The sequence below is a fragment of the Streptomyces sp. NBC_00259 genome (assembly GCF_036181745.1).
GTDB lineage: Bacteria > Actinomycetota > Actinomycetes > Streptomycetales > Streptomycetaceae > Streptomyces > Streptomyces pratisoli.
Genome location: NZ_CP108080.1, coordinates 5,807,141 through 5,819,626, shown reverse-complemented (window position 1 = coordinate 5,819,626; position 12,486 = coordinate 5,807,141). Strand labels below are relative to the sequence as shown.

General features: G+C 71.8%; 10 protein-coding genes. 4 read left to right on the top strand and 6 right to left on the bottom strand.

What is annotated here, in order from left to right:
* Positions 1-495: 495 nt before the first annotated feature.
* Entirely contained in the window at positions 496-1,047 is a 552-nt protein-coding gene (locus OG766_RS26395) for a putative immunity protein (protein WP_328726328.1), read from the top strand.
* Positions 1,048-1,445: 398 nt separating this feature from the next.
* Here the strand turns inward: OG766_RS26395 and OG766_RS26390 are convergent, their stop codons facing one another.
* Positions 1,446-2,354: a GlxA family transcriptional regulator gene (locus OG766_RS26390; RefSeq protein ID WP_328727530.1), complete on the bottom strand. Its 909-nt coding sequence runs from the start codon at positions 2,352-2,354 to the stop codon at positions 1,446-1,448.
* A 131-nt stretch (positions 2,355-2,485) separates the two neighbouring features.
* On the opposite strand from OG766_RS26390, the gene OG766_RS26385 reads away from it, so the two are divergent.
* Positions 2,486-3,079, top strand: coding sequence for an MBL fold metallo-hydrolase (locus tag OG766_RS26385; protein ID WP_328726327.1), 594 nt, complete (start codon positions 2,486-2,488; stop codon positions 3,077-3,079).
* Between the two features lie 65 nt (positions 3,080-3,144).
* On the opposite strand, the gene OG766_RS26380 is transcribed toward OG766_RS26385, so the two are convergent.
* Both OG766_RS26380 and OG766_RS26375 read right to left on the bottom strand, forming a co-directional pair.
* On the bottom strand, positions 3,145-4,287 hold the full coding sequence (locus OG766_RS26380) for an AI-2E family transporter (protein WP_323137369.1): 1,143 nt from the start codon (positions 4,285-4,287) through the stop codon (positions 3,145-3,147).
* A gap of 265 nt (positions 4,288-4,552) precedes the next feature.
* Positions 4,553-4,747 (bottom strand): DUF3046 domain-containing protein, encoded by a 195-nt coding sequence (locus OG766_RS26375; protein ID WP_266388506.1) that lies wholly within the window; start codon positions 4,745-4,747, stop codon positions 4,553-4,555.
* Between the two features lie 79 nt (positions 4,748-4,826).
* On the opposite strand from OG766_RS26375, the gene OG766_RS26370 reads away from it, so the two are divergent.
* A complete protein-coding gene (locus OG766_RS26370; RefSeq protein WP_266388509.1) occupies positions 4,827-5,732 on the top strand; it encodes a hypothetical protein in 906 nt (301 codons plus the stop codon).
* A 20-nt stretch (positions 5,733-5,752) separates the two neighbouring features.
* Here the strand turns inward: OG766_RS26370 and OG766_RS26365 are convergent, their stop codons facing one another.
* The 3 genes from OG766_RS26365 to OG766_RS26355 all read right to left on the bottom strand — a co-directional run bounded on the left by OG766_RS26365 (position 5,753) and on the right by OG766_RS26355 (position 7,801).
* On the bottom strand, positions 5,753-6,061 hold the full coding sequence (locus tag OG766_RS26365) for an AzlD domain-containing protein (protein WP_266388512.1): 309 nt from the start codon (positions 6,059-6,061) through the stop codon (positions 5,753-5,755).
* Positions 6,058-6,846, bottom strand: a complete 789-nt coding sequence (locus OG766_RS26360; RefSeq protein ID WP_443045539.1) for an AzlC family ABC transporter permease — start codon at positions 6,844-6,846, stop codon at positions 6,058-6,060. Before OG766_RS26360 ends, OG766_RS26365 begins: the two co-directional genes overlap by 4 nt.
* A gap of 121 nt (positions 6,847-6,967) precedes the next feature.
* Positions 6,968-7,801, bottom strand: a complete 834-nt coding sequence (locus OG766_RS26355) for an AraC family transcriptional regulator (protein ID WP_328726326.1) — start codon at positions 7,799-7,801, stop codon at positions 6,968-6,970.
* Between the two features lie 55 nt (positions 7,802-7,856).
* On the opposite strand from OG766_RS26355, the gene OG766_RS26350 reads away from it, so the two are divergent.
* The gene (locus OG766_RS26350) at positions 7,857-12,479 is read left to right on the top strand and encodes an ATP-dependent helicase (protein ID WP_328726325.1); all 4,623 of its coding nucleotides are present in this window, start codon (positions 7,857-7,859) and stop codon (positions 12,477-12,479) included.
* The last annotated feature ends 7 nt before the right edge of the window (positions 12,480-12,486 follow it).

Here is a 12,486-nt window from a genome sequence, read left to right as displayed (position 1 = left end):
AGGGTGAGGATCACCTCGGCGACGGCTTCCCCCAACCCTCTCCATCACGAACTCGCTGATACCCCTCGCTGCCCGTCGGGCCCACACGGCGTTCCCCCACCCTCACGCACCACATGGCCCACCCGGGACCCCGATACGGAGGACCCATACGGGGCCGGAACGGTTGCGGGGGCACTGTGGGTCAGACCGTAACAACGCTTGTCGGCAGGCTCTGAAGACGTGAGCGTGGTAGGCCGGTGGCGACTACCTGGACGACGTGCGAGCCGGACGCCCGGACGCGACACCTCGCCGAGCGACACCGGCGCGCTCGTCAGCCCTTGTCAGTAGTGGATCTCTTTGGCCTCGTACCCTTCCAGCCCGGCCGTGACGAGGGCGGGGACGAGGGCGTGCAGGTACAGGCGAGGTCGGTGAACTCCGGCGCCGCCGGGATGCGCCGACGGTCCCGACTACCCCGTCTGAGACCGCAGGTGATCGCTCGATGGGAGAATCGGGTCCGTGACGATCGCATCTGGGGACTTTGAACTGACGATGGACGAACTGCGTGTCGTCGCACACTACGTTCTGGAGAGCGCTGAGGAAGTTCTTCCTGTCTTCGAGGACGCCAACCCCGGCGATCCTCGGCCTCGTGCAGCCATCAACGCCGCACAGCAGTTCGTGAACGGCGCGAGAAGGACCAAACTTCAGCGAATCACCTCCTTGGATGCCCATCGGGCGGCAAAGGAAGCGACCACGGAGGCCGCACGGCTCGCTGCACGCGCCGCAGGAGATGCCGCCGCTGCGGCCTACCTCCATCCGATCGCGAAAGCCACCCAGGTGGGTCATATCCTCAGAGCCGCTGCAAGCGCCGCGCGCGTTGGAGAATTGAACGCGGACGATGACTTCGCCGTCGGGCTCCGGCTGGTCGAGGAGGCTCGACAACGCGCCACACCCGTCCTGATCGATGTTCTGAACAGATACCCGCTGGCGCCGACTGGCAAGAGCCGTGATGCACAGCTCATGACCATTCTGGACGCATCTCTGCGCATGCCCCGCCAAGCTGAGGGTTAGTCACGGCGCCGCAGCAGGAGCTCTGTCGGCGCGTGCTCGGTGGGGAGCTGATGATCGACCTCGGGTCAACCATATGGACGCCGCGTACGCCGCTTCTTCGCCCGCGACCCCCGACGTGGTGCGGTTCCGGACCGGCACGGACGGGCTGCACTGGGTAGTCGGGAGGATCAGCGCCTCCGGCAGCTGCACGATTCGCGTTGTCCCTGTTCTCAGCGGACCGCTGGGAAGCAGTTGTCCTGTGACAGGGAACCTTGACCGACTGCCATCGAGTCTGACGACCGGGCATCCGTGCCATCGACGCTTGACCGGAAGGACTTCCGCAGCTCAATCCGTGACCAGGTGCCTGCGGGAGCCGGAGGCGACGGCCCTACTGGGAGCGTGTTGGCTCGCCTTGTTCGTCACGGCGTGTTCGTGAAGGAGCGGCGGTAGGTGCGCGGCGGCACTCCCCGGCGGCGCACGAACTGTTCGCGCAGGACGGCCGCGCTTCCGTATCCGACACGATGGGCGATCTCCTCGACCGGCAGGTCCGTGGTCTCGAGGAGCTCCTCGGCACTGCTCAGACGCAGGCTCCGCAGCCAGGCGTGGGGAGTGGTGCCGGTCGCGGCGGTGAAGCGGCGGGCGAAGGAGCGTTTGCTCATCACGGCACGCCGGGCCAGTTCCGCGACGGGAAGCGGCTGGTGGAGGTTCTCGCAGGCCCACGCGAGCACCTCGGCGAGGCGCTCGTCGCGGCAGTCTTCGGGGACGGGGGCGGCCAGATACTGTGCCTGCCCGCCGTCGCGGTGGGAGGGCAGCACCACGTCCCGGGCAACAGCGTTGGCCATCGCGGCTCCGTACTCCCGTCTCAGCAGGTGCAGGCAGAGATCGAAGCCCGCGGCGGCTCCCGCGCCGGTGATGAGGCGTCCTTCGTCGACGTAGAGGGCATCGGGTTCGACGGTCACTTCGGGGTGGCGGCGGGCGAGCAGTTCGGCGAACCGCCAGTGAGTGGTGGCCCGCCGGCCGTCGAGCAGTCCGGCGGCGGCGAGCGCGAAGGCGCCGACGCAGTGGGCCGCGACCGTTGAGCCGCGCTCGTGTGCGGCCGACAGCGCCTCGAGCACGGCGGGAGCCAGTGGTGTGCGAAAGCCGGCCCACGGCAGGGCGATCACCAGATCGGCCGAGGCGAGCCGGTCCAGGCCGTGCGTGATGGTGAGCGGCACGCCGAGGTCGGTGGGGACCGGCCCGGGCCGGTCGGTGCACAGGGCGAAGTCGAAACCGGGCAGTGTCTCGCCGTGCGGGCCGAAGACCTCGGTGACGATGCCGACGGCGAGCATGCCGACTTCGGGCGGGGTGTACGCGGCGACGGTCACGAAGGGAGGCACACGTGCCAGTGTGGCACTGATCCTGCGGTCAGCGGCAGCTGTGCCACTCGTGAACGATCGTCCTGCCCTGAAGGATTGGGGCCATGACAGACGCACCGCTCGGCCGCAGCGCCGTGTACACGATCCTGACCACCGGATACGTCGGCTCCACCGGTCCCGGAGTCGCCGCCACCGTCTCCTACGTCTCCGACGCCGGCCGGCATGTGATCTTCGACCCGGGCATGGTGGCGAGTCGCGACCGTATCCTCGCCCCGCTCCATGAGTTGGGGCTCGGTCCCGACGACATCACCGACGTGGTGCTCAGCCACCACCACCCGGACAACACCATGAACGTGGGCTTGTTCGGACGGGCCCGGGTGCACGACCACAAGGTGGAGTACCTCGGCGATCAGTGGAGGAACCGGGATGCGGAGGGTTACGAACTCACCCCGTCGCTACGGCTGATCCGCACCCCGGGCCACAGCGCCGAGGACATCACGCTGCTGGCGGGCACGGACTCGGGCGTGGTGGCCTTCGCCGGTGACCTGTGGTGGCACGCGGACGGCCCGGCGGACGACCCGGTAGCCCCCGACCGAGAGGTGTTGCGCGCCTCCCGGCTCCGTGTGCTGACCGCCGCGGACCTGATCGTGCCCGGCCACGGCGGTCCGTTCAGGGCCGACGACACCACGCCGCGCTAGCTTCGGCGACATGAACTGCCCGCCGTCACAGGACAGGACGGCCGGCGCGCCGCGGACGGGAAGCCTCAGGCGCCGCTCTCCTCCGGAGGAGGCGTCTCGTCCCTCTTGGTGCGCAGCGCGCGCTGGAGGCGGGCGAGGACCGCCTCGCCGTGGCGCCGGTGGCCGTGGACGCGTGGGTCCTCCGTCACGGCGTACCGCTTCACATACGCGCCGAGGAAGGCCTGCAGCGTGGCGACCGCGGGAATCGCGATCAGCGCGCCGACGGCGCCCAGCAGCGCCGTGCCGGCGATGACCGAGCCGAACGCGACCGCAGGATGGATGTCCACCGTCTTGGAGGTGAGCTTGGGCTGCAGCACATAGTTCTCGAACTGCTGGTAGATCAGGACGAAGCCCAGCACCCACAGCGCGTACCAGGGCTCGATGGTGAACGCGATCAGCATCGGCAGGGCGCCCGCGAGATACGTGCCGATCGTGGGGATGAACTGCGACACCAGCCCCACCCACACGGCCAGCGCCGGGGCGTACGGCACGCCCAGGAGCGCCAGCAGGATGTAGTGGGCGACGCCGGAGATCAGCGCCATGAGCCCGCGCGAGTAGATGTAGCCGCCGGTCTTGTCGACCGCGATCTCCCAGGCCCGCAGCACCTCGGCCTGCTTGGACGGCGGCAGCACCGAGCAGAGCGCGCGCCGCAGGCGGGGTCCGTCGGCCGCGAAGTAGAAGGAGAACAGGAAGATCGTCAGCAGCTTGAACAGTCCGCCGAGCACGGTCGCCGAGACGTCGAGCACCCCGCTCGCGCTGTTCTGCACGTACTTCTGCAGCCAGTCGGAGCGCAGCAGACTGTCCTGGATCGCGACCCGGGACAGTTCGCTGTGGAACGTCTTGTTGATCCAGTTGATCACTTGGTCGAGGTACTGGGGGAATTCCTCGACCATCTCGACGATCTGGCCGGCCAGCATCGAGCCGAGCAGCACGACGAAGCCGACGCCGGCGATCAGCACGGCGATGAAGACGAGGAAGGTGGCGACGCCGCGGCGCATACCGTGGGCCGCCATCCGGCCCACGGCGGGCTCGATCGCCAGCGCGAGGAAGAACGCGATCAGAACGTTGATCAGCAGGCCGATGAGCTGGTGGAAGGCCCAGTTCCCGAGCTGGAAGCAGCCGTAGAGCGCCAGCGCCAGCACCATGGCGCGGGGCAGCCAGCGCGGCATCCGTCCCGGCCCGCCTGCCGTGACGGCACGCCCGCCGGTCCCGGCCCCGCCGTCCGGAGCGGTGGCGGGCGCGGGGACCCTCGCCGGTGCCTCGGGCCCGGCAGCCGGGCGGCCTGCGTCGTCGTCGAGCCGCCCGGCCTCCGCGTACTGGGTGGTCGGGCGGTTCTCGTCCTGGGCGGTTTCGTCAGTCGGTGCCACGGAGCCAGTCTCGCCTACCGCGGCGGCAACCGGCGCGGGCCTGTGGACAACTTCTGGATACGGGCGCTCAACGCTTGTCCGCGGGGATGCCGACCGCGGCGCAGACCCCGCGCCAGACATCCTTCGTCTCCCAGCCGGCGGCCAGCGCCTGGTGGACCGTGCGGCCCCCGAGTTCGGCCATCACATGGTCACGCGCGAAGGAGTCGGCGTACGCCACGCCGAAGTGCTCTTCCATCCGTTCCCAGAAAATCGTCAACCGCATGACACCAGTATCCGCCTCCTGAGAGTGCAGCCTTGCCCGTACGCCTTGCCGAAACCCGTTTCCGCCCTACCGTCGGAGCATGGCTGGAACACCTCTGGCGCGGGCCGAGCACTTCGTCTGGCTGACGGCCCGCGTGCTGGAACAGCGGCGGTTCGCGTACCACTTCCTGGGTGCGGCGGCGGACCCGGTCGAGGCGGCGCTGACGGCGTACCTCAACGAGGACGGCGGCTACGGCCACGCCCTCGAGCCCGATCTGCGCGGCCCCGTGAGCCAGCCGCTGCACACGGCGCAGGCCCTGCGCGTCCTGGACTCCGTAGGGCGCTGCGGCGGGCTGCGCGTGGAGCGGATGTGCCGCTACTTCACGGACGTGGCCACCCGGGACGGGGCACTGCCCGTGATCCATCCCTCGCAGCGGGGCTACCCGACGGCTCCGTTCATCCCGATCGTCTCGGAGCCGCCGAGCGAGCTGCTGGCCACCGGGCCGGTGGTCGGCCTGCTGCACCGCAACCAGGTGTGGCACGCGTGGCTGTTCCGCGCGACGGACTTCTGCTGGGCCGCGGTGGAGGGGCTGAAGAAGTCGCATCCGTACGAGATCCAGGCGGCGATCGCGTTCCTGGACGGTGTCCCGGACCGGTCGCGTGCCGAGGCGGCGGCGGACCGGCTCGGGCGGCTCGTCCGCGAGCAGCGGCTCGTGGTGCTGGACCCGCGCCGGTCGGACGACTACCCGGTGGCGGCCGGGTACGCGCCGGGCGAGTACCACTTCGCGTACGACTACGCGCGTGTGCCGGATTCGCTGGCGCGCCGCTGGTTCACGGACGAGGAGATGGAGCGGTCCCTGGACCATCTCGCCCGTGAGCAGCAGGAGGACGGCGGCTGGCCGGTCCGGTGGCGCCAGTGGGCGCCGAGCACGGCCCTGGAGTGGCGTCCCATCGTGACGATCGAGGCGCTGCGGACGTTGCGGGCGCACGGACGCGTGCTGCGCTGAGGCACGGGCGGTGCGGCGCCTCAGCCTCCGAGCGCCCGTACCCCGGCCGTGACGAGCACGGCCGCCGCGACGACGAGGAGGAAGGGCGCTCGCAGGACCAGCGCGATCGCGGCTGCGCCCAGACCCGCGGCCCTGGCGTCGAGCACCAGCGCGTTCCCGGCGCTGAAGGTCTGCTGCGCGGTGAGCGCTGCCAGCAGGGCCACCGGCAGCAGGGCGGCGAGCCGCTGGACGAGCGGGCGCTCCAGTGCCCCCGCGGGGACCAGTAGCCCGACCAGTTTGACCAGGTAGCAGGCGACCGCGGTCACGCCGATCGCGATCCAGACGTTCAACGGTCCGCTCCCTTCCGCTTGTTCATGATCGTGCGGCCCTGCCACCACAGCACGGCCGGTGCGGCGAGTGCCGCGACGAGCACCGGAACTCCGGCGGGGAGCACCGGCAGCAGTCCGATGCCCAGGACGACGGCGATGCCCGCGACCGCCCGCTCGGTCGTCGTGCGCAGCATGGGGGCCAGCAGGGCGAGGAACACGGCGGGCCCGGCCGCGTCCAGACCCCAGGCGTTCGTGTCGCCGATCGCCTCGGCGCCGAGCGCCCCGAGCAGCGTGGTGAGGTTCCACAGCACATAGAGCGTGAGGCCGGTGGCGGTGAATCCGAGGCGTGCGGCCCGGCGGGTGGGCTGGGCCAGGGCGACGGCGGTGGTCTCGTCGATGACCCAGTGGGCGGCGAAGGGACGTACGGACCGGGGCAGGGCGAGGAGCTGGGACAGCCTGAGGCCGTAGAAGGCGTTGCGGGTGCCGAGGAAGAAGGCGCCGGCAGCGGCGGTGAACGGGTTGCCGCCCGCCGCGAGCGCGCCGACCAGCGCGAACTGTGAGGCGCCGGTGAACACGAGCAGGCTGAGGGCGCAGATCTGCAGGACGTCGAGACCGGCGCCCGCGCCCGTCACCCCGAAGGCGAAGCCGGACAGGCCGACGGCGACGCCGACGCCCAGGGCGTCCCGTACGACGGCGGAGTCCGCTTTCTCCGGTGCGCCGAGGGCCGTGTCCCGGCCGGGCTCACCGGCCGCTGCACGGGGTTCGCCCTCTCTGGGTATCTCTGCTGATGCTGTCTGTTCTGCCACGCCGTGGACGTTACGGGGGCGGTGCGTCCCGGGTCTTGTACGTTCTTGCACCCAGGCGGGGTCGAGGCACAGGCGAGGTCGAGGCCCAGGCGGCGTCGCGATCCTGGGGGCTCGGCTCGTTTCAGCGGGCCCTGCCGACTCCACGCCCCCGCTGGTACGCGCCGGGCGGCACACCCACGATGCGCGTGAAGTGCCGGTTGAGATGAGGCTGATCGGCGAATCCCACGGCGACGGCGGTCTGCGCCGGGGCCGTGCCCAGGTCCAGCAGCCGACGGGCGCGGCGGACCCGCGCGTCGGTGAGCCAGGCGTGCGGAGGCATGCCGTAGCTGTTGCGGAAGGCCCGCAGCAGGGCGAACGGACTGGTCCCCAGCTCCGCGGCCAGGACCTGGAGCGTGGGCGGATCGTCCATCCGCTCCTCCAGCAGCGCACGGGCGCGCGCCGCGTTGCGCGCGCCCGACGTGCGCGGTTCGCGCGGCGGCAGGGTGCTTCCGTAGTGGCGCAGCATGCGGGCGACCATGATCCGCAGCACGCTGTCGGCGGCCAGCGCGTTACCCTCCTCGGCCGCGCGGTGGACCTCCCGGATCAGCCGGGCCGCCTGGTGGTCGACCACATCCGTCTCGGCGAAGCCCGCGGTACCACGGATCGTCGTGGTCTCCTCGGCGATCTCGGCGACCACCTGCGCCGACGGATAGAGGGTCGAGTACACCCAGCCCTCGGGGGTCCCGGCCCTGGCGCTGTGCGGGACCTCCGGATTGATCATGACGACGGTGCCGGGTCCGGCGTTCACGACACCGCCGGGCAGCCCGACCTCCTCGATACCGCCGGTGATGGTGGCGAAGACGTAGCCCTCGTGGCTGTGACGGGGGAAGGTGTGCCGGACGTAGCGGGCCCGGAGCAGATCGATGCCCGGCAGCCGTTCGGGCTGCCAGTACCGTGCCCACTCACCCTCTGCCATGAGGTCATTCTCGCAGGTCCGGGCGATTGTCAGTGGGGCGGTGCACGATGGGGGCATGTCCAGGACGGCACTCGATTCCTTCTCGCCCGCGACCCGTGGCTGGTTCACGGGGGCGTTCAGCGCGCCCACCGCGGCCCAGGAAGGCGCCTGGCAGGCGATCGGGCGAGGGTCGGACGTGCTGGTCGTGGCGCCGACCGGTTCCGGCAAGACCCTGGCAGCGTTCCTCGCGGCGCTCGACCGTCTCGCGTCCGCTCCACCGCCCGCGGACGCGAAGCAGCGCTGCCGCGTGCTGTACGTGTCGCCGCTCAAGGCGCTGGCGGTCGACGTCGAGCGGAATCTGCGCAGCCCGCTGACCGGAATCCGGCAGGAGTCCGTCCGGCTCGGGCTGCCGGAGCCCGAGGTGCGGGTCGGGATCCGGTCCGGTGACACCCCGGCCGCCGAGCGGCGGGCTCTGGCGACCCGCCCGCCGGACATTCTGATCACCACTCCCGAGTCGCTGTTCCTGATGCTGACGTCGTCCACCCGCGAGGCGCTGACCGGTGTCGAGACGGTGATCCTGGACGAGGTGCACGCGGTGGCGGGCACCAAGCGGGGTGCGCATCTCGCCCTTTCGCTGGAGCGGCTGGACGAGCTGCTCCCCCGCCCCGCGCGCCGCATCGGGCTGTCCGCGACCGTCCGGCCGGTGGACGAGGTGGCGCGCTATCTGTCGCCGCAGCGCAAGGTGGAGATCGTCCAGCCGCCGTCCGGCAAGGAGTTCGACCTCTCCGTCGTCGTCCCGGTCGAGGACCTGGGCGAGCTCGGAGGTTCGCCTGCCTCCGAGGCGGACGGTCCCGGTGAGAAGCCGTCGATCTGGCCGCATGTGGAGGAGCGGATCGCCGATCTGGTGCAGGCCCACCGATCGACGATCGTCTTCGCCAACTCCCGTCGGCTGGCCGAGCGGTTGTGCAACCGGCTCAACGAGATCGCGTACGAACGGGCAGTCGGCGAGCCGCTTCCCGAAGGCGCTCCGCCCGCCGAGATCATGGCGCAGTCGGGCGCCGCGCAGGGCGCACCGGCGCTGCTCGCCCGCGCGCACCACGGCTCGGTCTCCAAGGAGCAGCGCGCGCTCGTCGAGGAGGATCTGAAGGCGGGCCGGCTGCCCGCGGTCGTCGCGACGTCGAGCCTGGAGCTGGGCATCGACATGGGCGCGGTGGACCTGGTCGTCCAGGTCGAGTCGCCACCGTCGGTCGCCTCCGGTCTTCAGCGCGTCGGCCGCGCGGGACACCAGGTGGGCGCCGTGTCCACAGGCGTGGTCTTCCCCAAGTACCGGGGCGATCTCGTCCAGGCCGCCGTGGTCACCGAGCGGATGCGCACCGGTTCGATCGAGTCGCTCCGTATCCCGGCCAATCCGCTGGACGTGCTGGCCCAGCAGCTCGTCGCCATGGTCGCCCTCGACACCTGGCAGGTCGACGATCTGCTCACCGTGGTGCGGCGCGCCGCTCCTTTCGCCTCGCTCCCCGAGTCGGCCTTCACGGCCGTGCTGGACATGCTGGCGGGCCGCTATCCCTCCGACGCCTTCGCGGAACTGCGTCCGCGGGTGGTGTGGGACCGGGTCGCCGGGACGGTCACGGGGCGTCCCGGCGCCCAGCGGCTCGCCGTCACCTCGGGCGGCACGATCCCGGACCGGGGTCTCTTCGGTGTCTTTCTCGCCGGGGCCGACCCGAAGAAGGGAGGCGGCCGGGTCGGCGAGCTCGACGAGGAGATGGTCTACGAGTCCCGCGTCGGAGATGTCTTCACCCTGGGCACCACCTCCTGGCGGATCGAGGACATCACTCGCGATCGGGTGCTGGTCTCCCCCGCGCCCGGCGTGCCCGGCCGGCTGCCGTTCTGGAAGGGCGACCAGCTCGGCCGGCCGCTCGAACTGGGCCGTGCGGTCGGCGCGTTCCTCCGCGAGGTCGGTTCGCTGCCCGAGGAGGACGCCCGGCTGCGGCTGATGACCGCCGGTCTCGACGCGTGGGCGGCCGGCAATGTGCTCTCGTATCTCGACGAGCAGCGCCGCGCCTGCGGACATGTGCCCGACGACCGCACGATCCTCGTCGAGCGGTTCCGTGACGAGCTGGGCGACTGGCGGGTCGTGGTGCACTCACCGTTCGGCGCCCAGGTGCACGCCCCGTGGGCGCTCGCACTGGGCGCGCGTCTCGCCGAGCGGTACGGCATGGACGCGCAGGTCATGCACGCGGACGACGGAATCGTGCTGCGGCTGCCCGACGCCGATCTGATGGGCCTGGACCTGCTCGACCAGGACCCGGTGCACCTGGACACGGCGTACGACAGCGACCAGGCCCCGATCGGCGCCTCCGACACCCTCTTCGACAAGGGCGAGATCCGTCAGATCGTCACCGACCAGGTCGGCGGCTCCGCGCTGTTCGCGTCCCGCTTCCGCGAGTGCGCGGCGCGCGCTCTGCTGCTGCCGCGCCGCAGCCCCGGCAAGCGCACCCCGCTCTGGCAGCAGCGTCAACGCGCGGCCCAGCTGCTCCAGGTGGCAAGCGAGTTCGGCTCGTTCCCGATCGTCCTGGAGGCCGTGCGGGAGTGCCTTCAGGACGTCTTCGACGTCCCCGGGCTCGAAGAGCTGATGGGCGACATCGAGTCCCGCCGGGTCCGGCTGGTGGAGGTCACCACCCCGGAGCCGTCCCCGTTCGCCCGCTCCCTCCTCTTCGGCTATGTGGCGCAGTTCCTGTACGAGGGCGACTCACCGCTGGCCGAGCGCCGCGCCGCCGCGCTGTCCCTGGACTCCCGACTGCTGGCCGAGCTGCTCGGCCAGGCGGAGCTGCGGGAGTTGCTCGACGCGGATGTCCTCGCGGAGCTGGAGCAGGAGCTCCAGTGGCTCACGGAGGACCGGGGGCTCAAGGACACGGAAGGCGTCGCCGACGCATTGCGTGTCCTCGGGCCGCTCACCACGGCCGAGCTGACCGAGCGTGGCGCGGACCCCCGCTGGCCGGAAGAGCTCGCCGGGGCCCGCCGTGCCATCCGGGTACGTATCGCGGGCGCCGACCACTGGGCGGCGATCGAGGACGCCGGACGGCTGCGGGACGCGCTGGGCACGGCGCTCCCCGTCGGCGTCCCCGAGGCGTTCATGGAGCCCGTGAAGGACCCGTTGGGCGATCTGCTGGCCCGCTTCGCCCGTACGCACGGCCCGTTCACCTCGTCCCGGGCCGCCGCACGGTTCGGGCTCGGCGCGGCCGTCACGGACGGGGCGTTGCAGCGCCTCGCGGCAGGCGGGCGCGTGGTGCAGGGCGAGTTCCACCCGTCGGGCATCGGCCAGGAGTGGTGCGACGCGGCCGTGCTGCGGCGGCTGCGCCGCCGCTCCCTCGCCGCGCTCCGCCAGGAGCTGGAGCCGGTCCCGCCCGCCGCGCTCGCGACCTTCCTCCCTCAATGGCAGCATCTGGGGAACAACAGCCTGCGCGGCGTCGACGGACTGGCCCGCGCCGTCGAGCAGTTGCAGGGCGCCCCCGTCCCCGCCTCCGCGCTGGAGAAGCTGATCCTCCCGTCCCGGGTCAGCGGCTACGCACCGGGCCTGCTCGACGAGCTGACGACGGCCGGCGAGGTGGTGTGGGCAGGAGCGGGCGCGCTGCCCGGCAAGGACGGCTGGATCTCCCTCTATCTCGCCGACGCGGTGCCGCTGCTTCTCCCGCAGCCGCACCCACTGGAGCCGACGGCCCTCCACGAGTCGGTCCTCACGGCTCTCTCCGGTGGATACGGCCTGTTCTTCCGCCAGATCGCCGACCAGGTCCGTGCCACCACCCATCCCGACGTCACCGATCCCCAACTGGCCGACGCGCTCTGGGACCTGGCGTGGTCGGGGCGGCTGACCAACGACACCCTGGGGCCGCTGCGCTCGCTCCTCGGCTCGGGCCGTACCGCCGGCTCCACGGCGCACCGCGCCAAACGCACGGTCCCGCGCGGGCGTTACGGCTCGCTGAGGGCAGCCGCGCGCCCCGCGTCCCGGAGCGGCCCGCCCACCGTCTCCGGTCGCTGGTCCCTGCTGCCCGCTCCGGAGCCCGACCCCACGCACCGCGCGCATGCCCTGGCCCGCACGCTGCTGGACCGTCACGGCGTGGTCACCCGGGGCGCGGTCGCCGCCGAAGGGGTCGAGGGCGGGTTCTCGGCGACGTACCGCATCCTGTCCGCCTTCGAGGACAGCGGGCAGGCCCGTCGGGGCTATGTCGTCGAGGGCCTGGGTGCCGCGCAGTTCGCCATGGACGGTGCGGTGGACCGGCTCCGAGCAGCGTCGACCGCCCGTGACCGTGCCGACGCGCACACCGCACCCCGCGCCGTGGTCCTCGCGGCCGCCGATCCGGCGAACGCGTACGGGGCGGCGCTGCCCTGGCCGGAGCCACCGACCGGCGCAGGCCACAAGCCCGGACGCAAGGCCGGCTCCCTGGTCGTCCTCGTCGACGGCGAGCTCACGCTCTACATGGAGCGCGGCGGGAAGACCTTGCTGTCCTGGCCGACCGAGCCGGATGCCCCGCCGCTGCGGGCGGCGGCCGAGTCGCTCGCCGCGGCGGCCCGGGCGGGCACCCTCGGCACGGTCACGGTCGAGCGGATCAACGGCACCGCGGCCCTGACCTCACCACTCGCCCGCCCGCTGGAGGAGTCCGGCTTCCACGCCACCCCTCGGGGCCTGCGCATCCGGGCCTGACGGACCG